Source organism: Microbispora sp. NBRC 16548 (assembly GCF_030268985.1).
GTDB classification, from domain to species: Bacteria; Actinomycetota; Actinomycetes; order Streptosporangiales; family Streptosporangiaceae; genus Microbispora; species Microbispora catharanthi.
This window is the reverse complement of record NZ_BSSF01000001.1, coordinates 740,640-767,137: the sequence shown is the minus strand read 5'-3', so window position 1 is coordinate 767,137 and position 26,498 is coordinate 740,640. Positions and strand designations below refer to the sequence as shown.

Genomic DNA, 26,498 nt, shown 5'->3' with positions numbered 1-26,498 from the left:
TACCCGCTGAGGAGGCGGCCGAACGCCGTCAGCCCAGCTTGTACAGCGAGGACCCGTCACCGTCCGTACCGCTGTCCGTGCCCCCGTACTCCGCGGGCTCGACCTGCGTGCCGTGCGCCTTCACCCATTCGGTGACGTCCGAGCTCGCGCCGCGGGAGGGTCCGAAACCGCCGTCGCCGATCAGGATGTACGTGAGCTTCCCCTCGGCGACGTAACGCTGCAGCTTGTCGACCGTCATCGCCGGGTCCGACCCGGTGAACCCGCCCATCGCGATGACCGGCTCGCCGGTGGACAGGATGAGCGACGACGCGCTCTGCGCGCTGTCCACCGCCACCAGCCAGGTGGCGCCGCCCTTGTTCCGCTTCAGGTAGGCCGCCATCGCGGCGTCCACCTGGCCGCCGGGCCCGCGCATGCCGCGTCCGCCCTGCCGGTTCCCGGCCTGCACGTTCCCGGCCTGCGCGTTTCCGGCCTGCGCGTTCCCGCCGGGCGCCTCCCCCTCGGGAGCCGTCGCGCCTCCCGGTCGCGTGCCCGCCGGCGGGTTCATGCCGCTCGTTCCCCCCGGCCCGCCGGGGCCGGGGCCGCCGGGGCCGCCGGGGCCGAACGGTCCTCCCATGCCCTGCGACGGCCCCGCCGTGGGGTTGGTGCCGTTCACCGCCGCGCCCAGCGGCGTCACCGCGTACGCCGCCGGACCGGCCAGCCCGGCCGCGACCGCCGCGGCCAGCGCCACCGCCGTGATCCGCGCGGCCGCCCGGCCCCCACGCCCGGCCGGGCCGCCACGCCCCGTGCCGCGGCCCGCGAGCGCCGTGACCGCCAGGGCGAGCGCCGCGACCGCCGTGCCGCCCGCGACGGCCCAGGCGAGCCACGGCACGAACTCCGGCGTACGGCGCAGCACGACGAACGACCAGGCCCCGGTCACGGCGACCGCGGCGGCCAGGATCAGCCGCCAGACGGCCGATGCGCGTGCCGCCCGCCACATCAGCACGCCGCCGATGCCGGTCAGCGCGGCGACCGCGGGGGCCATCGCGGTCGTGTAGTACGGGTGGAAGGTGCCGCTGGAGAAGCTGAAGACGGCGTAGTGCACGACGAGCCAGCCGCCCCACACCAGCAGCGACGCGCGCACCGCGTCCCTCGCGGTCCCCTTCGACGGCTCGGGGCCCGGCCTGGCGACCAGGACGAGGCCGCAGACGAGGGCCACGGCGGCGAACGGGAGCAGCCAGGAGATCTGCCCGGCCATGACGTCGTTGAACAGCCTGCCCGCGCCGGACGCGCCGCCGAAGCCGCCACCGGCGCCACCGCCTGGACCGCCGCCCATGCCGCCGCCGAAGGCGCGTGTCACGCCTTCCGGGGCGTCGGCGGGAAGTCTGCCCGGGCCGCCGCCGTTGCCCGCGCCGCCGAAGATCCGGCCCAGGCCGTTGTAACCGATCACCAGGTCCCAGACGGTGTCGTCCGTGCTGCCGCCGATGTACGGCCGCGAGGACGCGGGCCACCGGTCGACCACGACCATCCACCACGCGCTGGTGACCACGAGGACCGCCCCGGCGGCCAGGAGGCGCCCGATCCGGCGTACGAACGCGCCCGGCGCGGCGTAGAGAAAGGTCAGCGCGAACGCCGGCAGCACGAGGTACGCCTGGAGCATCTTGGTGTTGAAGGCGAGGCCCACCAGCACGGCGGTGACCAGCAGCGTGCGCAGGCGCCCGGTGCGGATCGCCTCCAGGCAGAACCATCCGGCCGCGACCAGCAGCAGCACCAGGACGGTGTCCGGGTTGTTGTCCCTGTTGATGGCCACGGTGATGGGGGTCAGCGTCATGACGAGCGCCGCCAGCAGGGCCGCGGCCCCGGCCGCACGGGCGTCGAGCCCGCGTAGCGCCCGCCGTACGGCGGAGTGGACCAGGGCGACCGACGCCACGCCGGCCGCCGCCTGCGGCAGCAGCATGCTCCACGTGCCGAACCCGAAGATCCGGGCCGAAAGGCCCATCACCCACAGTGCGAAGGGCGGCTTGTCGACCGTGATGTACGACCCGGCGTCGAGCGCGCCGAAGAAGAACGCCTTCCAGCTCTTCGTGCCGGAGTAGATCGCGGCGGCGTAGTAGTCGTTGGCGTACCCGTTGCGGCCGAGCGCCCACGTGTAGAGCACTGCGGCGAGGACGAGGACGGCCCACCTCCCCCAGCGCAGGAGCGGGGTCACCCTGTCCGCCGGGGCCCGGTGGCGTGTCTGAGTCACGGCGGCGAGGAGGGTCATCGGGAGTCCTTCCGGGGCGCGAAGACCCAGGATCGCAGGAGCAGGAAGCGCAGCAGGGTGGCCAGGCCGTTCGCCACGACGACGGCGGCGAGCTCGGCCGCCCGTGACGCGCCGCCGGGCAGCGCGGCCAGGCCCCCGCTGGTCAGCGCGAGCCCGGCGACGAAGGCGACGAGCCCGCCGAGCTGATGCCGCAGAGCGCCCGCCCGGCCCCGCACGCCGAAGGTGAAGCGGCGGTTGGCCGCGGTGTTGGCGACGGCGGTGACCAACAGCGCGATCGCGTTGGCCGCCACGGGCGGCAGCACCGAGCGCAGCATCCAGAACAGCGCCAGGTGCGCCACCGTGCTGATCGCCCCGATCACCGCGAAGACGGGGATCTGCGTGCGCACCGACGTCCGGGACGGCGGTGCCGCGGGGGCCGCGAGGCTCCCCCGGGCGACCCGCCACATGCCCCTGAGGTCGTCCACGGCCGTCCTGACGATGTCCACCCGGCTGTCGGGGTCGTCCACCCAGTCGACCGGCACCTCGTGGATGCGCAGCCCGTGCTGCTCGGCCAGCAGCAGCAGCTCGGTGTCGAAGAACCACGCCTCGTCCTTGACGGCGGGCAGCAGGGCCTGCACGACCTCGGTGCGGGCCGCCTTGAAACCGCACTGCGCGTCGGAGAAGCGCGCCCCCATGAGCGAGCGCAGCAGCAGGTTGTACGACCTGGAGATGACCTCCCGCTTCGGGCCGCGCACCACGTTGGACCACGGGGACAGGCGGGTCCCGATCGCCAGGTCGCTGTGGCCGGTCATCAGCGGCGCGATCAGGGGGAGGAACGCGTCCAGGTCGGTCGACAGGTCCACGTCCATGTAGCCGACCACGTCGGCGTCGCTGGACTCCCACACCCGCCGCAGCGCCCGGCCCCGGCCCTTCTGGTCGAGGTGGACGGCCCGCACCCCCGGCAGCTCCCGGGCCAGCCGCCGGGCGATCGTCCACGTGCCGTCCGTGCTCGCGTTGTCGGCGATCGTCACGCGGAAGCCGTACGGGAAGTCGCCGCTCAGGTAGGCGTGCAGCCGCTCCACGCTCGCGGCCAGGACGCGCTCCTCGTTGTATACGGGGACGACAACCTCGACCAGGCGGGTCCTGCGGGACGCCCCCGCCGCCGGCCCGGAAACCATCGTCATGCTCATGCGGTCTCCTCGCCTGACGGCTCGGAGTGGCGTCGCGCCTGAGGCGCGCCGATGACGCCGGCGCAAACCGCGCTGTGCCTGTTGAGTCGCTCGCTTCGCTCGCTCATGGGCCCACGCTCGCGGGCCGGAATGGGACGGCTCTGAGGCGTTCATTAACCCCGGATGAGAACGCTCCCGAGAGGCTCAGGTCAGACGATCGGGGGGCGGCCCGCGCGGGTGAGCCGTGCCACGGTGGCCCAGGACATGGGACGGCGCTGCCCGTGCCCGCCCTTCAGGCCCTCGCGCAGCCCGCGGAACCAGACGGCGAGGTTCGCACGGGAGCGAATCCGGGCGACGCTGACCACGGTCCAGAGGGCCAGATAGACGGGAATGAGCGGGGCGGGCAGCCGGCGGTAGGCGAGCCACACGCGGTTGCGCGCGACGAGGCGGTAGAAGGGAGCGTGCCTCGCGGGGTCGGTGGCGGGGTGGTGGATGACGACGTCCGGCGCGTAGTAGCCGGTGCGTCCGAGGTCCCACAGCCGCCAGCTCAGGTCGATGCCCTCGTGGAAGAGGAAGAAGTGGCCTGGCCAGCCCCCGGCCTGCTCGTAGTCGGCGCGGCGGATGAGGACGACGCCTTCGGCCATGACGGTGATGGTGCCCGGCCGGGTGGCCGTGCCGGCGCGCAGGCGGGGCACCCATCGGCGCAGCGTGACCCCGGTGCCGGGGTCGGCGATGCGGGGCTGGATGTAGGCCGCCCGGGTGTGGCGGCGGGCGACGGCGACGAGCCGGGCGAGGGTGTCGGTGGCAGGCAGGACGGCGTCGTTGTCGAGGAAGAAGACGAACTCGCCGGCGTCCGGCCCGGCGAGGGCGTCGGAGCCGGCGTTCCGCCCGGCGGGGATGCCCTCGTTGACGGGCAGGACCACCGTACGGACCCCGGCGGGCACGTGATCGGGCTGTACGCCGTTGCCGACGATGACCACGCGCAGATCGACGTCCCGCTGGGCCAGCAGGGATTCCATCGCCCGTTCGAACGGCTCGGGCCGGTCGTTCATGGTGAGCACCACCACGTCGACGGTGGCCTTCGGGCTGGTCATCCTGTCGCGTCTCCCGAACGGGCTCGGCACCTGGTGGAGCGAGCGGGATCTCGTCATCCGTCGTTCCCGTCGCGTTAACCCACCACCCTAGTGGTCGTCACCTGGGGATCCGGGCCGATCGCGGACGCCCGGGCGGCAGTGGCCCCGCCGGACCTCGGCGTCCACGCACCCGAGCCCGCCCAGACAGGTCAGGCCGTGGTCGGGCCGCCGGGGAGTTCGACCGTGGCGAGCGTGCCGCCTCCCGGCGCGTTCTCGATCGCGACCCGTCCCCCGGCGTCCCGTACGGCCTGCGCCACGATGGACAGGCCGAGGCCCGAACCGGGCAGGCTGCGCGCCGACGGCGAGCGCCAGAACCGCTCGAAGACGTGCGGCAGCTCGTCCCCGGGGATGCCCGGGCCCTCGTCGCGCACGGTCAGCACGCCGCCCTTGAGCCGCACGGTCACCAGCCCCCCGGGTGGGCTGAACTTCACGGCGTTGTCGAGCACGTTCACCGCGGCCCGCTGCAGGCCCCGGGCGTCCCCGTGAACCTGCCACGGCTCCAGGTCGACGTCGAAGCGCAGCCCGGGGCCGCGCCGCCTGGCCCGCTCGACCGCCGACGCCACCACCTCGTGCAGGTCGATGTCGGACGACAGCTCGCCGCTCTCCGCCTTCCTCGACAGCTCCAGCAGGTCGCCGATGAGGCTCGACATCTCCTCGAACTGCTCCTTGACGTTCGCCAGCAGCCGCCGCTTGGCCGAGGGCTCGATGGCGCGGCCGGTGTTCTCGCTGCGCAGCAGCAGGTCGATGTTGGTGCGCAGGCTCGTCAGCGGGGTGCGCAGCTCGTGTCCCGCGTCGGCCACGAGCCGCCGCTGGCGCTCCTGCGAGCTGGACAGGGCGGCGGTCATGGTGTTGAACGACCGGCTGAGGCGGGCGATCTCGTCCTCCCCCTCCACCGGAATCGTCACGCGCAGGTCCTCCGTCCTGGCCACGTGCTCGACCGCACGGGTCAGCCGCTCCACCGGGCGCAGCGCCGTACGGGCCAGCCAGAGACCGGCCACGGCGGCGCCGAGCACGCCGAGCACGCTGACCGAGCCGAAGACGAGGGCGAGGATGCGGAGCGTCTGGTCCATCTCGGCGGTGGAGCGGAACACGCTGACCGTCATCGGGCCCTGCGGCAGGGGCGGCTCCGGGAACTGCGCTGCGTCGCCCGGCGGGCCGCCGAGACGCGGCTCATATCTGAAGGTGTAGACGAGCACGGAGGTGCCGTCGGTGGTGACCGCGTCGCGCAGCACGGGCGAGCCGCCGGAGACGGCCATCACCCGCTCCCGCGCGGTCGGCGTCACCTGCGCCGATCCGGACGCGACGCACACCGAGCCGTCCGCCAGGACGATCTGCCAGCTGCGCCCGGAGGGGTCCCAGTCGGGCCTCGGGTGGCCCTCCTTGCGTCCCTGACCTGCGCAGTCCCGCAGCGCGAACCCGACCTGTTGCGCCGGCGGCTGCAGGTGCGTGATCGAGCCGACGATCTGGCCGCGCATCTCGCCGCGCACGAGCAGCCAGCACACGGCCGCCGCCACCGCGACGGCCAGGGCGACCGCCGCCGCGATCAGCAGGGTGAGCCGGGACCGGAGCGAACGCCGCCTCACGGCGACGGCCGCAGCACGTAGCCCACGCCGCGCACGGTGTGGATCAGGCGCGGCAGCCCGCCCGCCTCGGTCTTGCGCCGCAGGTACATCACGTACACGTCGAGCGAGTTCGACGACGGCTCGAAGTCGAAGCCCCACACCTCCCGCAGGATCTGCTCGCGGGTGAGCACCTGCCGGGGATGGGTGAGGAACAGTTCGAGCAGCAGGTGCTCGGTGCGGGTGAGGTCGAGCCTGCGTCCGGCCCGGGTGACCTCCCAGCTCACGGTGTCCATGCGCAGGTCGCCGAAGGCGAGGACGTCGCCGCCGCTCTCGTCCTGCGCGTACTGCCCGCCGCGCCGCAGCAGCGCCCGCACCCGGGCGAGCAGCTCGTCGAGCTCGAACGGCTTGACCAGGTAGTCGTCCGCCCCGGCGTCCAGGCCGGAGACGCGGTCGCCGACGGCGTCGCGCGCGGTCAGCATGAGGACCGGGAGCCGGTTGCCCGAGGCGCGCAGCCGTCGGCAGGTCGTCAGCCCGTCGAGCCGGGGCATCATGACGTCGAGGAGGACCCCGTCGTACGTTCCCCCGTTCTGTGCGGCGCGGTCGAGGAGGTCGAGCGCGGTCAGCCCGTCCGCGGCGGTCTCGACCGCGTAGCCCTCGAACTCCAGGCTGCTGCGCAACGCCTCCCTGAGAGCGGGCTCGTCGTCCACTACCAGTAGTTTTGCCGGTTCCTCACGCACCGGCACAAGCTACCCGAGCGTCATGAAGGTTCCGTTAAGAGCGCCATCGCGGCGTTGTGACCGGGGATGCCGCTGACGCCGCCGCCGCGCCGGGCGCCCGCGCCGCACAGCAGCACCCGCTCGTGCGCCGTCTCGACGCCCCACTGAGCAGGCCGAGCCCCGTGGCCGCCCTCCTCGCCGTACGGCCAGGACAGGTCGTGGTGGAAGATGTGGCCGCCGGGCAGGCCCGCGTCCCGCTCCAGGTCGAGCGGGGTCTTGACCTCCAGGCAGGGCTCGCCCGAGGGCGCGCGCAGCAGGCAGTCCTCGATGGGCTCGGCGAGCACGGAGTCGATCGAGGCGAGCGTGCGGGCCAGCGCCTCCCGCTTGGCCGCCGGGTCCGTGAACAGGCGCGCCGGCATGTGCAGGCCGAACAGCGTCATCGTGTGCGCCCCCGCCTCCCGCAGCCGCGGGCCGAGGATCGAGGGGTCGGTGAGCGAGTGGCAGTAGACCTCGGCGGGCGGCAGGTCCGGCACCTTCCCCGCGGCGGCCTGCGCGTACGCCGCGGCGAGCTGATCGCGGCTCTCGTTGATGTGGAAGGTGCCGCTGAACGCCTCGGCGGGGTCCACGGCGGGGTCCCGCAGCCGGGGCAGCCGCGACAGCACCATGTTGATCTTGAGCTGGGCGCCCTCGGGCCGCTCGGGCGTCTCCCCGAGCAGCCGGGCGAGCACGGCGGGCGGCAGATTGGCCAGCACCTTCCCCGCTGTCACCGCGTGCTCCGCGCCGTCGTCGAACGTGACCTCTCCCGTGCCCGGGTCGATGGCCAGCACCTCGGCGCCGGTGCGGATCTCGGCCCCGTGCCGCCGGGCGACCTCGGCCAGCTCGGTGGTCACCGCGCCCATGCCGCCGACGGGCACGTTCCAGTCGCCCGTGCCGTCGCCGATGACGTGGTAGAGGAAGCACCGGTTGGCCAGCAGGTCGGTGGCCGGATCGGCGAAGGTGCCGATCAGGGCGTCGGTGAGGACGACCCCGCGCACGGTGTCGTCGGCGAACCGCTCGTCCACCACCTCGCCGACGGGCCGTTCGAACAGGTCGCGCCACGCCTCGTCGTCCCCCACGACCTCCCGCAGGGCCGTACGGCCGCGCAGCGGTTCGAGCAGCGTCGGCGCGACCCGCCGGGCCACGTGGGCGGTCATCCCGTAGAACCGCTCCCAGGCCGCCAGGTCGTGCCGTCCCCCGGTCACCGCCTCGAAGGAGGCGGCGGTGCGCGCGGCGTCCTCGTTGTCCACGAGCAGGCCGGTGTCGCCGGCCGGGGTGTAGGAGGCGAAGCGGCGGCGGCGCAGGTCGAGGCGCAGCCCGAGATCCTGAACGATCTTCGTCGGCAGCAGGCTGACCAGGTAGGAGTAGCGCGACAGCCGCGCGTCCACGCCGGGGAACGCGCGGGCCGACACCGCGAGGCCGCCCACGTGGCCGAGGCGTTCCAGGACCAGCACGCCGCGCCCCGCCCGGGCGAGGTAGGCCGCGGCGACGAGGCCGTTGTGCCCGGCGCCGGCGATGACGACGTCGTAGTGCGAGCGTGGCATGGAGCGTTCTCCCGGGTCGTACGTGGCTCGGAGTCGCGGTTGTATGCGGGCCGGATGCGGGTCGCGGCGGCGGGCGTGGGAGGGTCTCGGAGGGGGTGACGGGAGGATGGCGGCGGGTGGGCCTGGGCGGACGCCCGCAACTTATCGCAAGATTCCCCGCATGACCCGGGCAGAATATGCCGAAGCGGACAATCTTCCGCCAACGAAAGCACCCCAAGCGGGAGACAGGAGAGACATGCGCGTTTCCGATGAGGTCGCAGAGGCGCTGGCCGCCGGCCGTCCGGTCGTCGCCCTGGAGTCCACCATCATCTCCCACGGGCTTCCGCAGCCCCGCAACCTCCAGGTCGCCCTCGAACTGGAGGACATCGTCCGGCAGGCGGGGGCCGTGCCGGCGACGGTGGCGGTGCTGGACGGCGTCCCCCGGGTGGGCCTGGACAAGGACGGGCTGGAGCGGATCGCAACCGAGCCGGGCCTGCGCAAGCTCGGTTTCCGCGACCTCGCCCCGGCCGCCGCGCTCGGGCTGAGCGGTGCCACGACCGTCTCGGGCACCTCGTTCCTGGCCGCCCGCGCGGGCGTGCGGGTGTTCGCCACCGGGGGTCTCGGCGGCGTCCACCGCGGCTGGACCACGGTGCAGGACGAGTCGGCCGACATCGACACGCTCAGCCGCACCAGGATCACGGTCGTGTGCGCCGGGGTGAAGTCGATCCTCGACGTGCCCGCGACGCTCCAGCGGCTGGAGACCAAGCAGGTCACCGTCGTCGGCTACCGGACCGACGAGTTCCCCGGCTTCTACCTGCACAGCTCCGGCGAGCCGGTGGACTGGCGCATCGAGACGCCGCAGGAGGCCGCCGGCGTCATGCGGGCCCAGGACGCGCTCGGCGGGCTGGACACGGCGCTGATCGTGGCGAACCCGGTTCCGGCCGAGCTCCAGCTCGACCCGGACCTGCACGACCGGGTGCTCGCGGAGGGCCTGCGCGCCGCCGAGGAGCGCGGGATCACCGGGCAGGCCATCACCCCGTTCCTGCTGGAATACCTGGTCGAGGGCACGGGTGGCGCGTCGCTGGAGGCCAACCTCGCGGCCGTACGCGGCAACACCCGCCTGGCCGGGGAGATCGCGGCCGCCTGGGCGGCCGGGTGAGCGGTCTGCTGGTGATCGGCGACGTGGTCACCGACGTCGTCGCGCTGCACGACGGCCCCGCGGCCACCGGCACCGACACGCCCGCCGACATCGCGTTGCGCCCGGGCGGCTCGGGGGCGAACACCGCCTCCTGGGCCGCCCGGCTCGGCGCCGACACCCGCCTGCTCGCGCGGGCCGGGTACGACACCGGCGAGTGGCACGAGGCCCAGCTGACCAAGGCCGGGGTCCGGCCGCACCTGCGGATCGACCCGGAACGGCCCTCGGCCGTCGTGATCGCGATGGTCGACTCCACCGGGGAGCGGTCCATGCTCACCAACCGCGGGGCGAGCGGCCACATCGGGGTCGGCGACTGGACCCCCGACCTGCTCGACGGGGTCGGGCATCTGCACCTGTCGGCGTACACGATGTTCGCCGAGCCGGGCGTGGAGCTCGTGCGGCTCGCCATGCGCGAGGCCGCCGGGCGCGGGATCCCCGTCAGCGTCGATCCGGCCTCCTGCGGGCCGCTGCGCGCGTTCGGCACCGAGCGGTTCCTCCGTGAGACCGCCCCGGCGAGCGTCGTGATCCCCAACCTTGAGGAGGCGCTGCTGCTCGCGGACGCCGCGGATCCCGAGACGGCGGCCCGCACGCTCAGCGCCCACTACGGCACGGCGGTGGTCAAGCTGGGGGCCGGTGGTGCCCTGCTGGCCCGCGATGGCCGTATAGTCGCCAGAGCGGCCGCGCCCCCGGCGGAGGTGGTCGACTCGACGGGCGCGGGAGACGCGTTCGCCGCGGGGTTCCTGGTCGCCTCGATGGCCGGGAGCACACCCGAGGAAGCCCTGCGCAAGGGGTGTGAGACGGGCGCGGCGGCGGTCGCGCAGGTCGGCGCCCGGCCGGATCCTGGGAACTTTACCCTATTGACACCAATTGCTGGTTTGCGGCGTAAGCTGCACCATTAGCAACATGCGTCACTCTCGGGAGGGTGCGGTCATACCGATGGACGCCGAGTCAACGATCTGCCTGAGCGACCTGGTCCCGGCCCTGCGCTGGAGCCGTCCTCAGCAGGTGGCCGAGATGCTGGCCGACCCGCGCCTGCCCGGCGGCTGGTGGGCATCCGTCGGGATCGGCCGCGCGATGCGGGCGACCGGCGTTGACTGGCTCTGCGAGCGGCTCGCCCGCCTGGCCGTCGGCCGCTGGGATCACCTGCCCCTCACCGACCTGCTCCCGGCGCTCCAGGTGCACACCGTGGACCCGGCCATGCCCGGCTGGCCCGATCCCGTACGCACCGTGGTCAACCACCTCGGCGGGTGGTACCGGCTGCGCCGTCTGACGCCGTGCGATCTCCAGGCCCCGGCCGCCCCCGCCTCGCCCGAGGTCCTCCTGACCACGGTGTTCCGTGAGGTGTTCGGACGCCTGGAGAGCGAGCTGGCGTCCGGGCGGTCCGCGCAGGCGCTCGCGGGGGGCGAGGCCGCACCCCAGGCACAGGCACAGGCACAGCCACAGGCACAGGCGCAGGCACAGGCGCCCGCCGGTCCCGCCTCCGAACCCCTCCCGCAGGCCGCCGCGCCCGGAACCACCTCCCAGCCCTTCCCGCAGGCCGGGCCGTCCGCTCAGCCCTTCCCGCAGGCCGCGCCCGGGACGACGTCGCAGCCGTTCCCCCAGGCCGGGCCCTCCTCTCAGCCCTTCCCGCAGGCCGCCGCCCCCGGAACCACCTCGCAGCCGTTCGCCCGGCCGGCCGCGCCGGCGCCCGGGCAGGCCGCTCAGACGCCCGCCCAGACACCCGCGCAGCAGGGGCAGGCGCCCGCCCGGCCGGGGCAGGGCGCGCCGTCACCGGCCCCGTCGCCCGCCGCGCCGGCGCCTGTCGCGGGGCCGGCCAAGCCCGCCACCCAGCCCTTCGCCCGGCAGTCCGGGGCCTCGCTGCCGCAGCCCGCGGCCGCCCCCGCCCAGCCGCCGGCCGAGGCGGCACGGGAGCGGCAGCCGGCCGACCTCAGCGCGCACCCGATGGTCGCGGTGATCGAGGGCCTTTTCCGCGGCTGGGACCCGCTCGCCAGAGCCGTCGCCGCCGAGCGGCTGTTCGCCGCCGAGCCGGTGAGCCTGCGCACGCTGGCGCACAACCTCAACGTGGACCGCGAACTGCTCTCCCAGGCCCAGCGCACGGCTGAGGAGCGGGTGCTGCTGTGGCTGCGCTCCCCCGACTCCGCGCCGCTCACCGGCCATCTGTTCGGGCTCACCGAGTGGCTGGGCGCCGCCGCCACCCAGGAGCAGCTCATCGCGGCGGACCCGTCCCACCCCATCGAGGTCCCGGCCCTCGGCACGCCGCTGTGGCGGGTGCTGGTGACGCTGATGCCCGACCGCCGCCTGCAGGACGGCTGGCTCGTGGTCGGCGACCTGGCGGGGCTGCGGGAGAAGACCCGCCAGCTACTGGCGAACAAGCCCGCCGACGCCGACGTCGTGGAGCTGCTCGGCCAGCTCGGCATCCGCGCCCACTCGGCCAAGGCGTGGCTGGACTCCATGCCGCAGCCGGGCTCCCCGTCCGAATTCGGCTCCCTGCCCACCCGGCACGGCCCCGACCAGACGGCGAAGCCCGCGCCGCTGCCCCGCCGTACGCCGGGCGCGAACGGGCACCACCACGGCCGCGGCGGGGTCCCGATCCCCTCGCAGGCCAACAACGGGCCCGACGCCGCCACCGCGCTCGCCGCACTCAGCGCGCTCACGAGCGGCAGCCTGAACGGCACCGTGAACGGGCACCCGGGCGGTCATCCGAACGGGAACCTGGCGGGCGGTAACCTCGCGGGGGGCGTGCCCCGGCCGCACCTGGTGCCGAACCCCCGCCCGACCTCCAGCCCGGCCTCCGACCCGCGCCGCTGGCAGCGGATCGACGTCACCAGCGGTCATCTGCGCGGCGAGCCGGTGGCGGTCCCCGAGGGGTACGCCGCCCAGCTCGGCATGCGTCCGGGGACGCTGCTGTCGGTCACCGGCCCGGGGGACAACGCCGTCGTGCTGGTGTGGCGCGACCGGCAGCCGGTGTTCGACTCGCTCCAGCCGGTCCTGATGCGGCTGAACGCGCGGCCCGGCGACTCGGTCTACGTGACCGTCGACGGCTACCGCCTGGACGCCCAGCTCACCTCGGCCGTCTGACCGTCCCGCCCGCGAGTGGCCAACGGCGCGACGCGCGCGGGATCTCGCCGGAAGGGCGGCCGGGTCATGCCTGCCGCCCGGTGCCGACGATGAGCGTGTAGTCGGCGCCGACGCGGAAGCCACCGGAGGACCCGTGGATGGTCAGCGTGTGGCGGCCGGGCCGCAGCGGCTGCAGACGCACCCAAAGCCCACACGCGTAGAAGGATTCCGTTCCCTCCACGCCGGTCAGAGGATTGTCCGCCACACCGGTCACGGCGACGTCCTCCTCTTCCATCCGTTCCGGCCTGGCCGGTCGGCCGTCGAGGACGGCGCCGCCTTTCGCTGTGACCATGAAGTCCTCACAGTCCGCCTGGGAGCCGACCAGATTCACCAGCGGGAACACCACCGGCCTCCCCGAGGGAAGCGCGCATGTCCGCCGTACGGTGCCGCCGAAGGTGCCGGCGAGGAACCAGACGTCCTCCGGCTGGTTCCGGTCGCAGAACTCTCCGGTGTCGTCCGCGACGGGGTTGGTGCTCTCGGCCTCGGAGGACGCCCACGTCCACCAGCGTCCTTGGATGGACTCCACGGGCGAGGCGGACGGCTCCGAAGACACGACGTCGTCCGTGCTGCTCTTGCGGCCGACCGCGCCACAGCCGACGAGGAGACCGAGAAGCACCAGAAGCGGCAGAACGGATCTTGGAGGCATCCGGGAATCATAGGACGCGATCATCGCCGGCCTCAGGTCGATCAGGAGTTTCCCGATCCCGCGAGCCCGGACAGCGCACTCATGTCTTCGGTCTGAGCATCTTGCGGTAGTAGGTGGCGGACACCTCGTAGCCGAGGGCGCCGTAGAACTCGGCGGCCCGCCGGGTCGCCAGCGCGACGTATCCGGCCTGCCGTGAGCGCGCCCACGTCTCGAACTCCTCCAGCAGCCGCCGCCCGATGCCGTGGCGGCGGTAGCCGCTCTCGATCATCGCCTCCTCGACCCACGCGACCCTGCCGTTGGCGAACAGCGTGAGGTGGGTGAAGCCCAGCAGGTAGCCGCGTACGGTCCCCTCGACCGTGGCGACGATGAGGAAGGCGTCCTCGTTCTCCAGGAGTTGCGGCAGCGCCGCTTCGAACGGCGCACGCTCGGGCCGGAACGTCACCGCGAACTCGCGGGCGAGTGCGAAGATCTCGTCCGCGTCGGTCTTCTCGGCCCTCCGGAGCTGGAGATCACCAGACGTCATGAAAGGGACTCTAGGAGTACCCAGGCACATACGTCCAATCCGAGCTGACCCCGCGGGATCGGCGGCGGGCGGGGAGGGCCCCTCAGTCGGCGGTGACGGCGAAGGACCGCTGGGCGTGCCGCACGAACTCGCGTACGGCGGGGCCCTGCCCGCCGCGCCACAGCAGCGCGAGCAGGGCGGGCGTGTCGGCGTCCTCGATGGTGAGCGCGGTGAGCCGGTCGCGGTGGGCCGCGGCCATCGACTCGCTGAGGACGGCGACGCCGAGTCCCCGGGCCGCGAGGCCGGCGACGGCGTCGGCCGCCCCGGCCTGCAGCGCGATCACCGGCTGGAGGCCCCGGGACGCGCAGGCCCGGTCGAACACCGCGCGCAGGCCGGTGCCGTACGGCATGCAGACGATCGGATAGGAGCCGAGGTCGCCCAGAGTGACCCCGTCCCGGCCCGCGAGGGGGTGGCCCGGGGGGACGGCGGCGACGAGCCGCTCGCTGATGACCGTCGACGTCTCCAGGCCGTCCGGAGCGGCGGCGAGACCGGCGAGGGCCAGGTCGAGGGCGCCGGCGCGCACCCCCTCGACGAGCCGGTCGGAGTTGTCCTCCAGCAGGGAGATCTCGACCCCCGGATGGGCCCGGTGGAATGCGGCGAGGGCGTCGAACAGCGGCGCGACGGTGCAGCCGACGACCATTCCGACGGTGAGCCGGCCCCGGATGAGGCCGGTCACCTCGCCCACCGCCTGTCCCAGTGCCCCGGCCGCGGCGAGCGCGGCGCGGGCGTGGTCGAGCGCGGCCTTCCCCGCGACGGTCAGCGTGACGCTCCGGGCGGACCGGTCGAACAACTCGGCGCCCAGTTCGCGTTCGAGCTGCCGGATCTGGGCGCTGACGCCCGACTGACTGATGTGCACCCGCTCGGCGGCGCGGGTGAAGTTGCGCTCCTCGGCGACCGCGACGAAATACTCCAGCTGACGCAGTTCCATAACCGCCGATTCTAGTTCCCATCCGATCCATCTGTTGGACTTCTGAAAGGCGGCTCGGCAGGCTGGAGGCCGTACGAGAGTTCGGGAGGAACCCATGCCGGAGTACGAGAAGGCCATGCGGCCGGAGGACATCACCCGCCTATTCGTCGAGCGGTCCAACGCCGGGGACGCCGCGGGAGTGGCGGCGCTGTACGAGGAGAACGCGGTGCTGGCCTACCCGCCAGGCAGCGTGACGGTCGGCCGGGAGGCGATCCGCGCCCTGTGGGAGAAGGTGCTGGCGAACCGGCCCCGTTTCGAGCCCGAGGAACCGCTGCCGACCCTGGTCAGCGGCGACATCGCGCTGACCTCGACTCCACCGAGGGACGGCGCCGGCGCCCGGGCCCAGGTCGTACGGCGCCAGCCCGACGGAAGCTGGCTGCGGGTGCTCGACCAGCCGGAGTTCCAGCCGCCCGCCCGCTGATCCGGTTACGGGTGAGCCACCGGGACGGGCGGCTCATGCCCGCCCAGCCCGGCGTGCGCTATCGGCCGCAGTTTCTCCCCGTGCCCTCGGCCGGCCACGCCGCGGCCTGTTTCACTGCTTTCGCATCGGCCACCACGTCCGTGGTGTCCGCACCTGTGGCGTCCACGCCGCGCAAGTCAGCCCGGCGTAGCACAGCGCCGTACAAGCACGCCTCGCGCAGGTCAGCGCCCCGCAGATCGGCCTCGTCCAAGCGTGCCCGGTCCAAAATGGCCCTACGGAAGGACGCCCCCTGGCCCTTCACGCCGCTGAGGTCCATGCCGTGCAGGTCCAGCCCGTCCAGTGTCGCGCCGGAAAGCAGCGCGCCATGCAGGTTGACGCCTTTGAGATCGTCGGCGCTCAGCTTTCTGCCGCGGAAATCCGCGGGAGCAGAACCAGCCGAGAAAGACTCAGTCCCGTTGACTTTCACATCGCGGGTGGAGAAGAACGGCACCCCGAGTTGATGACCGAGCCAGGCGATCACCACCAGCAACACGGCGAGGACGGTGACGGCCAGTCGATGGCCGGCCTCCAGCACCTCGTCACCGACGAACAACACGAGGACGGCTATGACGATCACGCCACTGATGAAGGTTCCGAGCGAGCCCCAGAGCATTCCGACACCAGCCATGATCGCCAGCGCGACAACCGGCCACATCCACAGGAATTTGTCGCGCGCCCGCAACGTCCGCCGCGGAGTCGTCCCTTGCGCTATTGAGGGTGGCGAGGCAGGGGCCAATCCATATTCCCCGGCGGTCACGGGAGTGCCCACGGGAAGGTCCTCGCCTTCCATTGCCGTGACCAGGCCGCCGCTGCCCGCGGTGGACTGGGGGGGTATCACCGGGTCAGTCATCGGAACACCATAGTGGTTCGATCATTCCTCTTGGTCCGATGACATCGTCGGCTGCTCCGAATGCGACTCCTCGGGAGGCTGCACCGTGGGGGCGAATGCGAGGAATGGTGGGTTTTGATGCGTGGACGGCTCCGCCCGGAAGATTTTCATGACCGTCTCGTTACGCGTGCGCTCCTGCGTCATGTCATCAGGCTGGGCAAGGCGGAGGCGTTGGTAGAGAGCGAACCTGTTCAGGTCGATAAGCGTTGCGATCGCCATGCCATACTCAGCAGCCAGCGCGACCGCTCCGCGATAAGCGGTGTACGCGATGCCGTATGGCACCAGCGCCAGCAGCAGCCAGGCGCCCTCGCGCCACATGAACGGAATCGTCACGACGGCGGCCAGCAAACCGAGGACGGCCGTCCTGACCGCCAACTCCATCTGAACGCGCTGGTTGTCGAGGTACTCCAGTTCCCGAGGCTGAGCAGTCATCGCCATTCGGGGAAGGGCCACCAGTGGATCGATGCCGTACATCGAGCCCGCTCGCCGTTCGTGCCGGCGCAGCATGTTGCCGAGCTGAGTCGGCAGGACCTCTTCCAAGCGGTCCGGATACCGGGTCTTCAGACGGCGCATTTCAGCGCTCAAGGCGGCGGCGCGCAACGTCTCAATCGCACTGTCGGGGGATGAGGGGCTGTTCTCATCGGCGATGTGAGCCAGATACCAATTACTTGAGTTGAGTCGGCTTTCAATCGACAGGTAGCGGCGACGATGGTGCAGCGTCCGCGAGAGAGCCAGGAGTCTCAGCAGCGAACCATTCCAGTATCCCTCCATGAACTGCACGAGCATGAACTGCAGGGGATTCGCCGCCAGCGCGCCTGCTGCGGTGAGGATCGTCAGCAGGGCGACGTCTGTCAGTTGCAGCCCGTCGAAGACTTTCGCCCAGTTGAGTCGGCCATCCCAGGCGCCGCTTCTGATAAGCAGATAGAGATACGTCGCGAACAGCGCGGACGGGATCGCACTGACGACCGTGAAGTAGCGGCCGATCCGGGTGATGCCACCGGACGCCCCCGCGAGCAGATTCGCCATCATCGACCTTCAGCGAGTTCTGAATCTCCGGCCGCAATACTGACAGGTGACGACATCGCCGGAGTCGGCATTAGGATGCCCGCATCGAGCATGAGGGCAACGCACGAGGGTGAAGCGGTGCCGGTTGGGGCATTGCCATACTCCGTTCCCATCTCGGCGGCTGAAGCTGGAGCAGGCCGGGCAGCGGTTGCCCAGCGTCCGGTCGTGAACATCGCATCGCCAACCCGGCAACCCGGAATTCACCATGTAATGGCTACTCCCAGGCCACAAGGTACATTCCTCGACGAGGAAACGTCCACGGCATCGCGTGCACTCATGCCTCGGCGGTTCAACCGTCTGTGCCGAGCGACAATGCGGGCAGAGAACGCCACCGCCGGTTCCGGGGCCATCCCCCGGAGGCGTGTAAGCGGGGCCAGTTTGCGCCATCATCACCAGGAGCCATAGGGGCACCGGCAGTCGCATAAGCCGATGATGATGGATGACCCATGCCGCGCCAAGACCGATGAGCCGCATCACCGGGGACCGGCCTCGCCCGTGGTAAGGCGCCGGCGCATCCCGGCGCGGAACCACTTGTGGCGGCGCACCTCCGCTTTCCCGGCGCGCTCTTCAGTGGTCCGCCCGGCCGCCTGGCGCACCGGGAAGCGACTGGCGCAGAGCCCTCAAGCAGAGCCCTCAAGCAGAGCCCTCAAGCGGACGGGGCGGCGGCGGGGGCGCGGTCCGCCTCGGGGGCCGGGGCGGCGCCCCCGTCGTCCACGAACGTCGCCTCGTCGAAGGGGGCCCGGCCGGCCAGCACCTCCTCCGCCCGCGAGCGGTCGAAGTCGCCCACCCACGTGCCGATCAGGACGGTGGCGACCGCGTTTCCCGCGAAGTTGGTCAGCGCCCGGGCCTCCGACATGAACCGGTCGATGCCCACGATCAGGCCGACGCCGTCCACGAGGGCCGGCCGGTGCGACTGCAGGCCCGCCGCCAGCGTGGCGAGGCCGGCGCCGGTGACGCCCGCCGCCCCCTTGGACGCGATGATCATGAAGACCAGCAGACCGATCTGCTCCCCCGCGGAGAGCGGCAAGCCGGTCGCACGCGCCACGAACAGCGTCGCCATGGTCAGGTAGATGGCGGTGCCGTCGAGATTGAAGGAGTAGCCGGTCGGGACCGTGATGCCGGCGACGGCGCGGCTCACCCCCAGGTGCTCCATCTTGGCGATCAGGCGCGGCAGCGCCGACTCGGAGGAGGACGTCGACAGGATGAGCAGGAACTCCCGGCCGAGGTAGCGCAGCAGCGACAGCAGGTTGATCCGCGCGCCCAGCCACAGCACCGCGCCGAGCACGACCCCCACGAACAGCAGGCACGTCAGGTAGAACCCGCCCATCAGCACGGCCAGGCTGCGCAGCGCGTCGAACCCGCCCGCGCCGACCACGGCGGCGATCGCGCCGAACGCGCCGACCGGGGCCGCCCACATGATCATGGCCAGGACGCGGAAGACAAGGCGCTGCAGGTGTTCGAGCCCTCGCAGGACGGGCGCCGCCCGCTCCCCCATCGCCTGCAGCGCGAAGCCGGTCAGCAACGCGACCAGCAGGGTCTGCAGCACCTGGCCCTCGGTGAACGCGGAGACGAAGGTCGCCGGGATGATGCCGAGCAGGAACGACGTCATGTCGCTCTCGCTGCCCTTTGCCGCCTGCTCCTCGGCGGCCTTGCGCAGCTCGTCGGTCAACTGGAGCCCCTCGCCGGGGTGCAGGACGTTGCCCACGAGCAGGCCGACGGCCAGCGCCACCGTGGACATGACCAGGAAGTAGCCGATGGCCAGCCCGCCCACCTTGCCGACCTTCGCGGCCTGGGCCACCGATCCGACGCCGAGCACGATCGTGCAGAAGATGATCGGGCTGATCATCATCTTGATCAGGGCCACGAAGGCCGTGCCCAGCGGCTTCAGCGCGATCCCGGCGTCCGGCGCCGCCAGCCCGACGGCGATCCCGAGGAGGACCGCGACGATCACCGCCAGGTACAGATAACGGGTCCGGTCCCGGGGCACCCGGTCACCCGTGCGGTTCAGTGTGGTCGTCACGCGACCCTCCTCGTCCTCATGCGGCCCGCGACGACGCGGGCGCGGATGCGATCTGGTCGGTGACTATGCGCCACGGTAGTGATCTGGGTCACTATTGCGTACATTTCGTTCACGGCGGTTCTCACCGGCGCGACCCCCGGCGGTGAAGCCGCGCAGACCCGCACGTGGAGCGAGGACGCTGAGGCCGTGACGACGATGACCGCCAGGCTCGGACGCTGGAGCCTGGCCCGGCAGGTGCTCGTGCTGCAGATCCTGGTCGTCGGGATCACCGTGGCCGGCGCCACCCTTCTCGGCTTCCTGCGTACGCGCGAGCTTCTCGGCGACGAGGCCGCGAGGACGAGCAGGGCGGTGGCGATCAGCGTGGCCGACGCGCCCACCGTGCTCGACGCGCTGGACGACCCCGATCCCTCGGCCGCGCTCCAGCCGTACGCGGAGCGGGTGCGCGCCGAGGCCGGGCTGGACTTCATCACGATCATGAGCAGGGAGGGCCGCAGGTACACGCATCCCAACCCCCGGCAGATCGGCGGGCGCTTCCTCGGCAGCACGGCGCCGGCGCTGGCCGGGCGCACGTTCACCGAGACCTACACCGGCACGCTGGGGCCGTCCGTACGGGCCGTCACCCCCGTGCGGGACGCCACCGGCAGGGTGCGGGCGCTGGTCAGCGCCGGCATAACGGTGGCGAAGATCAGTGCCGAGGTGCGCGGGCAGATCGGCTCGGCCGTCCTCACCGGCCTGCTCGGCCTGGCGGCGGGCATCGCCGGCGCCTACCTGGTGGGCGCCCGCCTGCGCCGCCAGACGCACGGGCTGGGCCCGGCGGAGCTGAGCCGCATGTACGAGTACCACAACGCGATCCTGCACGCGGTGCGCGAGGGGCTGCTGCTCGTCGACCGGCACGGCCGGCTGACCCTCGCGAACGACGGCGCCCGCGAGCTGCTCGCCCTGCCCGGGGACGCGGAGGGACGGCACGTGGGCGATCTGGGCCTGTCGCCCTCGCTGGCCGCGATGCTCGGTTCCGGCGAGAGCCGGTCCGACGAGATCCACCTGACCGGGGAGCGCGTGCTGGTGGCGAGCGCCGCCGTGGTCCGTTCCGGCGCGCGCTCGCTCGGCACGGTGGTCACGCTCCGCGACCACACCGAGCTGCAGGCCCTCACCGGGCAGCTCGACGCCGAACGCGGCTTCGCCGAGTCGCTCCGCTCGGCCGCGCACGAGGCGGCCAACCGGCTGCACACGGTCGTCGCGCTCGTGGAGCTGGGCCGCGCCGACCAGGCGGTGGAGTTCGCCACCGCGGAGCTGCGGGCGGCCCAGCGGCTCACCGACCGCGTCGTGGGCGCGATCCGCGAACCCGTCCTCGCGGCGCTGCTGCTCGGCAAGAGCGCGGCGGCCGCCGAGCGCGGAGTCGACCTCGTGATCAGTCCCGACAGCGAACTCGACGACGTCGCCCTCGACGCCCGCGACCTCGTGACCATCGTCGGCAACCTGATCGACAACGCGATCGACGCCGCGGTGCAGGGCACCGTGCAGGGCGCTGTGCAGGGCGCCGTGCAGGGCGCGCCGACCGCCCGGGTCCGCGTCCACCTGCGCGCCGAGGACGGCACGTTCCTGATCCGGGTCGCCGACAGCGGTCCCGGGATCGACCCCGGCGTCGTACGGGACGTGTTCCGGCGCGGCTGGTCCACGAAAGGGGACGGCCGGGGGCTCGGCCTGGCGATGGCGGGGCAGGCGGCCCGGCGCCTGGGCGGCGGCATCGAGGCGGACGCCACTGGTCAGGGCGCCGGTGGTCAGGGGGCGGTCTTCACCGTACGGCTCCCGCTGCCGCCCCCGGCGGCCGGGCCGGGCCCGGCGGCCGCAGGCGCTCCCGGCGGCGGCTCGGCGCGCGAGGAGGTGCGGCCGTGATCTCGGTCCTGATCGTGGAGGACGAGGAGCTCACGGCCGAGGCGAACCGCCTGTACGTCGAGCGGGTGCCGGGCTTCCGGGTCGCCGGCGTGGCCAGGTCGGGCGGCGAGGCCGTCCGCGTGCTGCGCCGCGATCCGGTGGATCTCGCGCTCCTCGACCTCTACCTGCCGGACATGCACGGGCTGGACGTCTGCCGGGCCGTGCGGGCCGCGGGCCTCCCCTGTGACGTCATCGCCGTCACCTCCGCGCGGGACCTGTCGGTGGTCAGGTCGGCCGTCTCCGCCGGTGTCGTGCAGTATCTGCTGAAGCCCTTCACCTTCGCCCTGCTGCAGGAGAAGCTCGAACGGTACGCGGCGTTCCGGTCGTCGATCAGCGGGCCGGGCGAGGTCAGCGGCCAGGGCGAGGTGGACCGGGCGCTGTCCACCCTGCGCGGGACCGCCCGCTCCCATCTGCCCAAGGGGATGACGGCCGACACCCTGGAGGCGGTGGCGGGCGCGCTGCGGGACGCCGCCGGCGGCATGTCCGCCCAGGCCGTGGGCGCGGCCGTGGGCGTGTCCCGGGTGACGGCCCGGCGCTACCTGGAACACCTCGTCGACACCGGCGTCGCGCGCCGGGTCCCGCAGTACGGCGGCCCCGGCCGTCCGGAGCTCCGCTACACCATGGCCTGACCGAGGCGTCTGCCCTGAAATGGGCAGGTATAGGTCGAGGTGAGGGCCATGGAGGAGCGTCGTCGAGAAGACCGGGCCGAGAGCGCGGAGACCGGGTGCTCTCGCCGCCGGTTCCTCGCCTACTCGGCGGCCTGCACCCGCAGGGCCCGCAGCGCAACCAGGTGCTGACCGGCCCGTCCTATCCCGCCCCCGTCCGGCCGACCGTCGGGCGGGTCCGCGGCGCTCTCGAACTCGACGACGGCGTCACGCTGTACCTCACCGTACTCCCACCCCGGACCATGCCGTAAAGATCCGCGTCCGCCCGTGGGGGGCCCGCCGCGCGCCGCGCGATGCACGGCACCGGTCGTGACCATCAGTCGCGGCGGGCCACCATGTCGGCGATCCTGGCGAGCCGCGAAGAGGTCACCCGTCCGGCGACCACTTCCTGACGATCGGCCTCGCGGTAGGCCATGTACATCCCTTGCACGCCCAGCCAGCGCAACGGCTCGGGCTCCCACCTCCTGACCTTCCTGCCCACCCAGGGCAGCCTGGTCAGCGTCGTGTCGGCGCCCAGAACGAGGTCGCGGAGCGTGCGGCCGGCGAGATTCGCCGTGGCCACTCCGTGTCCCACATAGCCTCCCGCCCAGCCGAGTCCCCTGCGTCGGTCCAGCCCCACCGTGGAGCACCAGTCACGGGGCACGCCGAGCACTCCGGACCAGGCATGCGCGATCTCGGCGTCGACGGTGGACGGGAACAGCCTGACGAGAGCGTCCCGCAACTGCCGTACGGTCGCCGCCCGGGTGCGGCCGTCGTTGTCCGTCCTCGATCCGAATCTGTACGGCCAGCCCCGCCCGCCGATCGCGATCCTGTCGTCCGCGGTCCGCTGCGCGTAGATGTACGCATGGGACACGTCGCCGAGCAGTTCCCTGCCCGTCCAGCCGATCCGCGCCCAGAACCGCTCGCCGAGCGGTTCTGTGACGATCAGCGAGGAGTTCATCGGCAGCCAGGTGCGCCGCTCACCCGGCAGTCCCGCGGTGAATCCCTCGGTCGCCCTGATCACGAACCCGGCCTTGACGGTCCCGTACGGCGTCTCGGCCACGTGGGGGGTGATCCCGGTCACCGGGGTCGACTCGTAGATCGCGACGCCGAGCCTCTCCACGGCCCGTGCCAGCCCTTGCACCAGCTTGGCCGGCTGGACCCGGGCGCAGTGCGGGGTGTAGGCAGCGCCGAGCGCACCGGCGACACCGATCCTGGCGACCGTCTCCTCCGCGTCGAGCAGCACCACGTCGTCGTCCCACTCCTGGGCGGTGACGACCTGCTGGCGCAGCCTGGGCAACTGGGCGGGCGCGTGCGCCACGCGCAGCATGCCGTTCTTCACGATGTCGGCCTCGATCCCCTCGGCCGCGGCCACCGCGATGATCTCGTCGACGCTGTCGTTCATCGCCCGCTGAAGGTCGAGGACGGCCTGCCGGCCGTGCGTAGCGGCGAAGCGCCGCCGTGACCCGGCGAGGGCCGCCGTGATCCAGCCGCCGTTGCGACCTGAGGCGCCGTAGCCGGCGAAGCTACGCTCGAGGACCGCGATCCGGAGGCCCGGATCGCCCTTCTTCAGGTAGTACGCGGCCCACAGGCCGGTGTAGCCGCCGCCGACGATGCACACGTCGACGTCGATGGACCGGTCGAGCGGCCGACGGCGGCTGGGCAGGCCGATCTCGCGATACCAGAACGACACGCCTCCGTTGACGGTCACCGCGCCACCCCCACGGCAGGAGCGGGGACGGCCGCGCCCTCGCGGACGCGCCCGATGCGCAGGCAGACCAGTGTGAACACGTAGAACAGCACGGTTATCAGGGCGACCGGCCAGTAGTGGCCGCCGGTCCACTCCAGCGACGCGGTGGAGAACAGCGGCACGACGCCTCCGCCGATGGCCCCGGCGAGCTGGTAGGACAGCGACATGCCGGTGTAGCGGACGCGCGGCGCGAACAACTGGGCCACGTACGCCGCGCCCACCGAGTAGGTGGCGGTCACGCCGATGAGCCCGACGCCGACGCCCACGCAGAGCCAGAAGGCGCTGCCGGTCCCGAAGAGCCAGAACGGCGGCACCGCCCAGAGGAGCCCCGCCACGGCGCCCCAGCCGATCACCTTGCCCTTGCCGTGCTTGTCGCCCATGGCGGCGAAGACGAACATGAGTGCCGCCTCGACCACCGCTGCCACGATCTGCCCGGCCAGTGCGGTGGATTTGGGCAGGCCCAGCTGAGTGGTGGTGTAGGCGAGCATGAACGTGGTGAGCAGGTAGTAGGCGACGAAGCCGCCCGCGAAGATCCCCAGGCCCACCACGATCTGCCGCCATGAGGTGCGCAGGCACTCGACGATGGGCAGCGTGTCCGATCGCGTGGACCTCTGGAAGTCGGGGGTCTCCTCGATCCTCATCCGCACCACGAAGCCCACCGCGACCAGCACGATGGAGACGAGGAACGGGAAACGCCAGCCCCAGCTCTCGAACTGCTCGGTGGTCAGCAGGCCGTTGAGCACCGTGAACATGACGGTGGCGAGGAGCAGCCCGACCGGCGAGCCGATCTGCGCGAACGCGCCGAAGAAGGAGCGCCGCCGCGCCGGCGCGTGCTCGACGGAGATGAGCGCCGCGCCGCCCCACTCACCACCGACCGCCAGGCCCTGAATGAAGCGCAGGACGACGAGCAGCAGAGGTGCGAGCGCGCCGATGCCGCTGTATGTGGGCACGCAACCGACCAGGAAGGTCGCGGTGCCCATCATGAGCAGCGTCCAGACGAGCGACTTCTTACGCCCGATCCGGTCCCCGAAGTGACCGAACACGACGGCACCGAGTGGCCTGGCGACGTAGCCGACGGCGTACGTGGCGAATGCCGACAACACGCCCGCGATCGGAGACAGTGTGGGGAAGAACAGCTTGTTGAAGACCAGCGCGGACGCGGTCGTGTAGATGAAGAAGTCGTACCATTCGATGCTCGTGCCGAGCGCGGACGCGAGTGCCACACGGCGCATCTGCGGTTTCGTCATTGGGGGGTCTCCTTCACGATCAAGCCGTCCCTCAGGTCGGCCTCAAGGTCTGCCACCGGCCTCTCGGCGGACGGGCCGTAGCCTCCGCCTCCGCCGGTGCGCAGGCTGACCCGTTCACCGGCGGCGAGCTTGACCGCGTCGATGTGGGACAGCCGCTGGATGGTCCCGTCGGACCTGGTCACTTCGAGCCCGCCGGTGGCGCCGTCGCCGCCGCCGAAGAGGCCGCGGGCGCCGTAACGGTGCCGGTCGGAATAGGCGGAGAAGGTGACGCCGTCCCTGGTCGCCTCGTACGTCCGCACGAAGCCGAGGCCGCCGCGATTGCGGCCGTCTCCTCCCGAACCGGGGATGAGAGCGAACTCCGTCACCCTGAAGTGCGAGTAGTCGATCTCCAGCGCCTCGACGGGGGCGCTGGCGCAGTTGGAGATCGGGTTGTCGAGCCCGTCCGCGCCGTCCTGTCCGGGACCCGCGCCCCAGCCGCCGCCGAGCACCTCCAGGACCACCTGGTATTCGTGGCTGTCGGGGTCGAGGTAGCTGAGCGCCGCGGCGCTGGTCGTGTCGTAGCCCGTGGCCACCACACGGTCGGGCAGCGCGTCGGCGAGCGCCCGGATCACCGCGTCGAACGCGCGGCTGGCCGGGGTGAGCCTGGCCCGGACGGCGACCGGCGCGGCCGGATTGAGAATCGAGCCGTAAGGGGCCTTCACCGTGATGGGCCGGTTGCAGCCCTCGTTGAACGGGATGTCCTTGTCCCTGAGCAGGCCGCGAATCGCGCTCTGCACGGAGGAGACCGTCGAGGCGAACGGGCAGTTGAGGTTGGCGCCGACCTGAGGGTCGGTACCGGCGAAGTCGACCTCGATGTCGGAGCCCCGCACGCGGACGGAGACCCTGACGTGGTGCCGATCGCCTCCCCAGGACGACGCGTCGATGATCTCTTCGGCGGAGTAGTCGCCATCCGGGATCTCGGAGATGGAGTCGCGCAGCCGCCGCTCGGCGTAGTTCTGCAGTTCCTCCATCACCGCGAAGGTGAGCTCGGCCCCATGTCTGGAGACCAGCTCGCGCAGCCGTTCCGCGGCAACGCTGTTGGCCGCGAACTGCGCGTTCAGATCGCCCACCACGAGGTCGGGAACCCGGACGTTGAGCCGGAAGAGCTGCTCGACGAAGCCGCCGTGCCAGTCACGGGAGACCGAGAACGGCCGCCCGGGCAGGCGCAGCCCCTCCTGGAAGACCTCCTTGGCGTTGATGGTCAGCCCCGGCTCACCGCCTCCGATGTCCACATGGTGCGCGACACTGGCCGCGAACCCGACGAGCAGGTCCTCGTGGAAGACGGGTGTGAACAGATAGATGTCCTGCAGGTGCTGACCGCCGTTGAAGGGATCGTTGTAGAGGATCGCGTCGTCGGCCGTGAGAGTGCGCGGGTCGTTGCCGGCCAGCACGGCGGCGATCGCGTGCGAGATGCCGGCGGTCATGATGGGGATGGCCTCGGCCTGGCTGACCACGTTCCCGTGCGGATCGACGAGCGCCACCGCGTAGTCCCGTGCCTCCCGCACGACCGAGGAGAACGCGGCACGCCGCAGGTTCGCCGCCATCTCCCGGGGGATCGCCGCCAGCGCGGTGCCGACGATGTTCAGGGTGACCGGATCGACCGTCATG

At 72.4% G+C, this 26,498-nt stretch carries 22 protein-coding genes; 7 read left to right on the top strand and 15 right to left on the bottom strand.

Annotation, left to right across the window (positions count from 1 at the left end):
* Positions 1 to 28: 28 nt before the first annotated feature.
* From QSK36_RS03410 to QSK36_RS03385, 6 genes are all read right to left on the bottom strand, one after another.
* On the bottom strand, positions 29 to 2,239 hold the full coding sequence (locus QSK36_RS03410; protein WP_285781299.1) for an ArnT family glycosyltransferase: 2,211 nt from the start codon (positions 2,237 to 2,239) through the stop codon (positions 29 to 31).
* The gene (locus QSK36_RS03405) at positions 2,236 to 3,408 is read right to left on the bottom strand and encodes a bifunctional glycosyltransferase family 2/GtrA family protein (RefSeq protein WP_285781298.1); all 1,173 of its coding nucleotides are present in this window, start codon (positions 3,406 to 3,408) and stop codon (positions 2,236 to 2,238) included. Before QSK36_RS03405 ends, QSK36_RS03410 begins: the two co-directional genes overlap by 4 nt.
* A 188-nt stretch (positions 3,409 to 3,596) precedes the next feature.
* Positions 3,597 to 4,481 (bottom strand): glycosyltransferase family 2 protein, encoded by an 885-nt coding sequence (locus QSK36_RS03400; protein WP_183536593.1) that lies wholly within the window; start codon positions 4,479 to 4,481, stop codon positions 3,597 to 3,599.
* Positions 4,482 to 4,669: 188 nt separating this feature from the next.
* Entirely contained in the window at positions 4,670 to 6,103 is a 1,434-nt protein-coding gene (locus tag QSK36_RS03395; RefSeq protein WP_285781297.1) for a sensor histidine kinase, read from the bottom strand.
* A complete protein-coding gene (locus tag QSK36_RS03390; RefSeq protein ID WP_285781296.1) occupies positions 6,100 to 6,819 on the bottom strand; it encodes a response regulator transcription factor in 720 nt (239 codons plus the stop codon). The genes QSK36_RS03395 and QSK36_RS03390 overlap by 4 nt, the downstream gene beginning before the upstream one ends.
* 20 nt (positions 6,820 to 6,839) lie before the next feature.
* Entirely contained in the window at positions 6,840 to 8,378 is a 1,539-nt protein-coding gene (locus tag QSK36_RS03385; protein ID WP_285781295.1) for a phytoene desaturase family protein, read from the bottom strand.
* A 235-nt stretch (positions 8,379 to 8,613) separates the two neighbouring features.
* Here QSK36_RS03385 and QSK36_RS03380 point away from each other — a divergent pair, with 235 nt between their 5' ends.
* Genes QSK36_RS03380 through QSK36_RS03370 form a run of 3 tightly spaced genes read left to right on the top strand, consistent with a single transcriptional unit; the run spans position 8,614 to position 12,630 of the window.
* Entirely contained in the window at positions 8,614 to 9,516 is a 903-nt protein-coding gene (locus QSK36_RS03380) for a pseudouridine-5'-phosphate glycosidase (RefSeq protein WP_285781294.1), read from the top strand.
* A complete protein-coding gene (locus QSK36_RS03375) occupies positions 9,513 to 10,451 on the top strand; it encodes a carbohydrate kinase family protein (protein WP_183536587.1) in 939 nt (312 codons plus the stop codon). Before QSK36_RS03380 ends, QSK36_RS03375 begins: the two co-directional genes overlap by 4 nt.
* Before the next feature lie 37 nt (positions 10,452 to 10,488).
* The gene (locus QSK36_RS03370) at positions 10,489 to 12,630 is read left to right on the top strand and encodes an amino acid adenylation domain-containing protein (protein WP_285781293.1); all 2,142 of its coding nucleotides are present in this window, start codon (positions 10,489 to 10,491) and stop codon (positions 12,628 to 12,630) included.
* Between the two features lie 64 nt (positions 12,631 to 12,694).
* Here the strand turns inward: QSK36_RS03370 and QSK36_RS03365 are convergent, their stop codons facing one another.
* From QSK36_RS03365 to QSK36_RS03355, 3 genes are all read right to left on the bottom strand, one after another.
* Complete coding sequence (locus tag QSK36_RS03365; protein ID WP_285781292.1) at positions 12,695 to 13,315, bottom strand: signal protein; 621 nt, start codon at positions 13,313 to 13,315, stop codon at positions 12,695 to 12,697.
* 79 nt (positions 13,316 to 13,394) lie between these two features.
* Positions 13,395 to 13,838, bottom strand: a complete 444-nt coding sequence (locus tag QSK36_RS03360; RefSeq protein ID WP_285781291.1) for a GNAT family N-acetyltransferase — start codon at positions 13,836 to 13,838, stop codon at positions 13,395 to 13,397.
* Between the two features lie 82 nt (positions 13,839 to 13,920).
* Positions 13,921 to 14,805 carry a LysR family transcriptional regulator gene (locus tag QSK36_RS03355; RefSeq protein WP_285781290.1) on the bottom strand — a complete coding sequence of 295 codons (885 nt, stop codon included), beginning with the start codon at positions 14,803 to 14,805 and terminating at the stop codon, positions 13,921 to 13,923.
* A 94-nt stretch (positions 14,806 to 14,899) separates the two neighbouring features.
* Between QSK36_RS03355 and QSK36_RS03350 the strand changes: the two genes are divergently transcribed.
* On the top strand, positions 14,900 to 15,265 hold the full coding sequence (locus QSK36_RS03350; protein WP_183536581.1) for a YybH family protein: 366 nt from the start codon (positions 14,900 to 14,902) through the stop codon (positions 15,263 to 15,265).
* A 58-nt stretch (positions 15,266 to 15,323) separates the two neighbouring features.
* Here the strand turns inward: QSK36_RS03350 and QSK36_RS03345 are convergent, their stop codons facing one another.
* The 3 genes from QSK36_RS03345 to QSK36_RS03335 all read right to left on the bottom strand — a co-directional run bounded on the left by QSK36_RS03345 (position 15,324) and on the right by QSK36_RS03335 (position 19,278).
* A complete protein-coding gene (locus QSK36_RS03345) occupies positions 15,324 to 16,154 on the bottom strand; it encodes a pentapeptide repeat-containing protein (RefSeq protein WP_285781289.1) in 831 nt (276 codons plus the stop codon).
* Between the two features lie 21 nt (positions 16,155 to 16,175).
* Complete coding sequence (locus QSK36_RS03340) at positions 16,176 to 17,219, bottom strand: hypothetical protein (protein WP_285781288.1); 1,044 nt, start codon at positions 17,217 to 17,219, stop codon at positions 16,176 to 16,178.
* Positions 17,220 to 17,904: 685 nt separating this feature from the next.
* Complete coding sequence (locus tag QSK36_RS03335) at positions 17,905 to 19,278, bottom strand: cation:dicarboxylate symporter family transporter (protein WP_285781287.1); 1,374 nt, start codon at positions 19,276 to 19,278, stop codon at positions 17,905 to 17,907.
* Positions 19,279 to 19,473: 195 nt separating this feature from the next.
* Here QSK36_RS03335 and QSK36_RS03330 point away from each other — a divergent pair, with 195 nt between their 5' ends.
* From QSK36_RS03330 to QSK36_RS03320, 3 genes are all read left to right on the top strand, one after another.
* A complete protein-coding gene (locus tag QSK36_RS03330) occupies positions 19,474 to 21,171 on the top strand; it encodes an ATP-binding protein (protein WP_285781449.1) in 1,698 nt (565 codons plus the stop codon).
* Positions 21,168 to 21,839 carry a response regulator gene (locus tag QSK36_RS03325; protein WP_183536573.1) on the top strand — a complete coding sequence of 224 codons (672 nt, stop codon included), beginning with the start codon at positions 21,168 to 21,170 and terminating at the stop codon, positions 21,837 to 21,839. The genes QSK36_RS03330 and QSK36_RS03325 overlap by 4 nt, the downstream gene beginning before the upstream one ends.
* A gap of 95 nt (positions 21,840 to 21,934) precedes the next feature.
* Positions 21,935 to 22,126 (top strand): hypothetical protein, encoded by a 192-nt coding sequence (locus tag QSK36_RS03320; protein ID WP_183536571.1) that lies wholly within the window; start codon positions 21,935 to 21,937, stop codon positions 22,124 to 22,126.
* A gap of 65 nt (positions 22,127 to 22,191) precedes the next feature.
* On the opposite strand, the gene QSK36_RS03315 is transcribed toward QSK36_RS03320, so the two are convergent.
* From QSK36_RS03315 to QSK36_RS03305, 3 genes are read right to left on the bottom strand one after another with little or no spacing between them, the layout of a single operon-like run.
* Positions 22,192 to 23,565, bottom strand: coding sequence for an NAD(P)/FAD-dependent oxidoreductase (locus QSK36_RS03315; protein ID WP_285781286.1), 1,374 nt, complete (start codon positions 23,563 to 23,565; stop codon positions 22,192 to 22,194).
* Positions 23,562 to 24,851, bottom strand: a complete 1,290-nt coding sequence (locus QSK36_RS03310) for an MFS transporter (RefSeq protein WP_285781285.1) — start codon at positions 24,849 to 24,851, stop codon at positions 23,562 to 23,564. The genes QSK36_RS03315 and QSK36_RS03310 overlap by 4 nt, the downstream gene beginning before the upstream one ends.
* On the bottom strand, positions 24,848 to 26,497 hold the full coding sequence (locus QSK36_RS03305; RefSeq protein ID WP_285781284.1) for a hydantoinase B/oxoprolinase family protein: 1,650 nt from the start codon (positions 26,495 to 26,497) through the stop codon (positions 24,848 to 24,850). Before QSK36_RS03305 ends, QSK36_RS03310 begins: the two co-directional genes overlap by 4 nt.
* Between the last annotated feature and the right edge of the window lies 1 nt (position 26,498).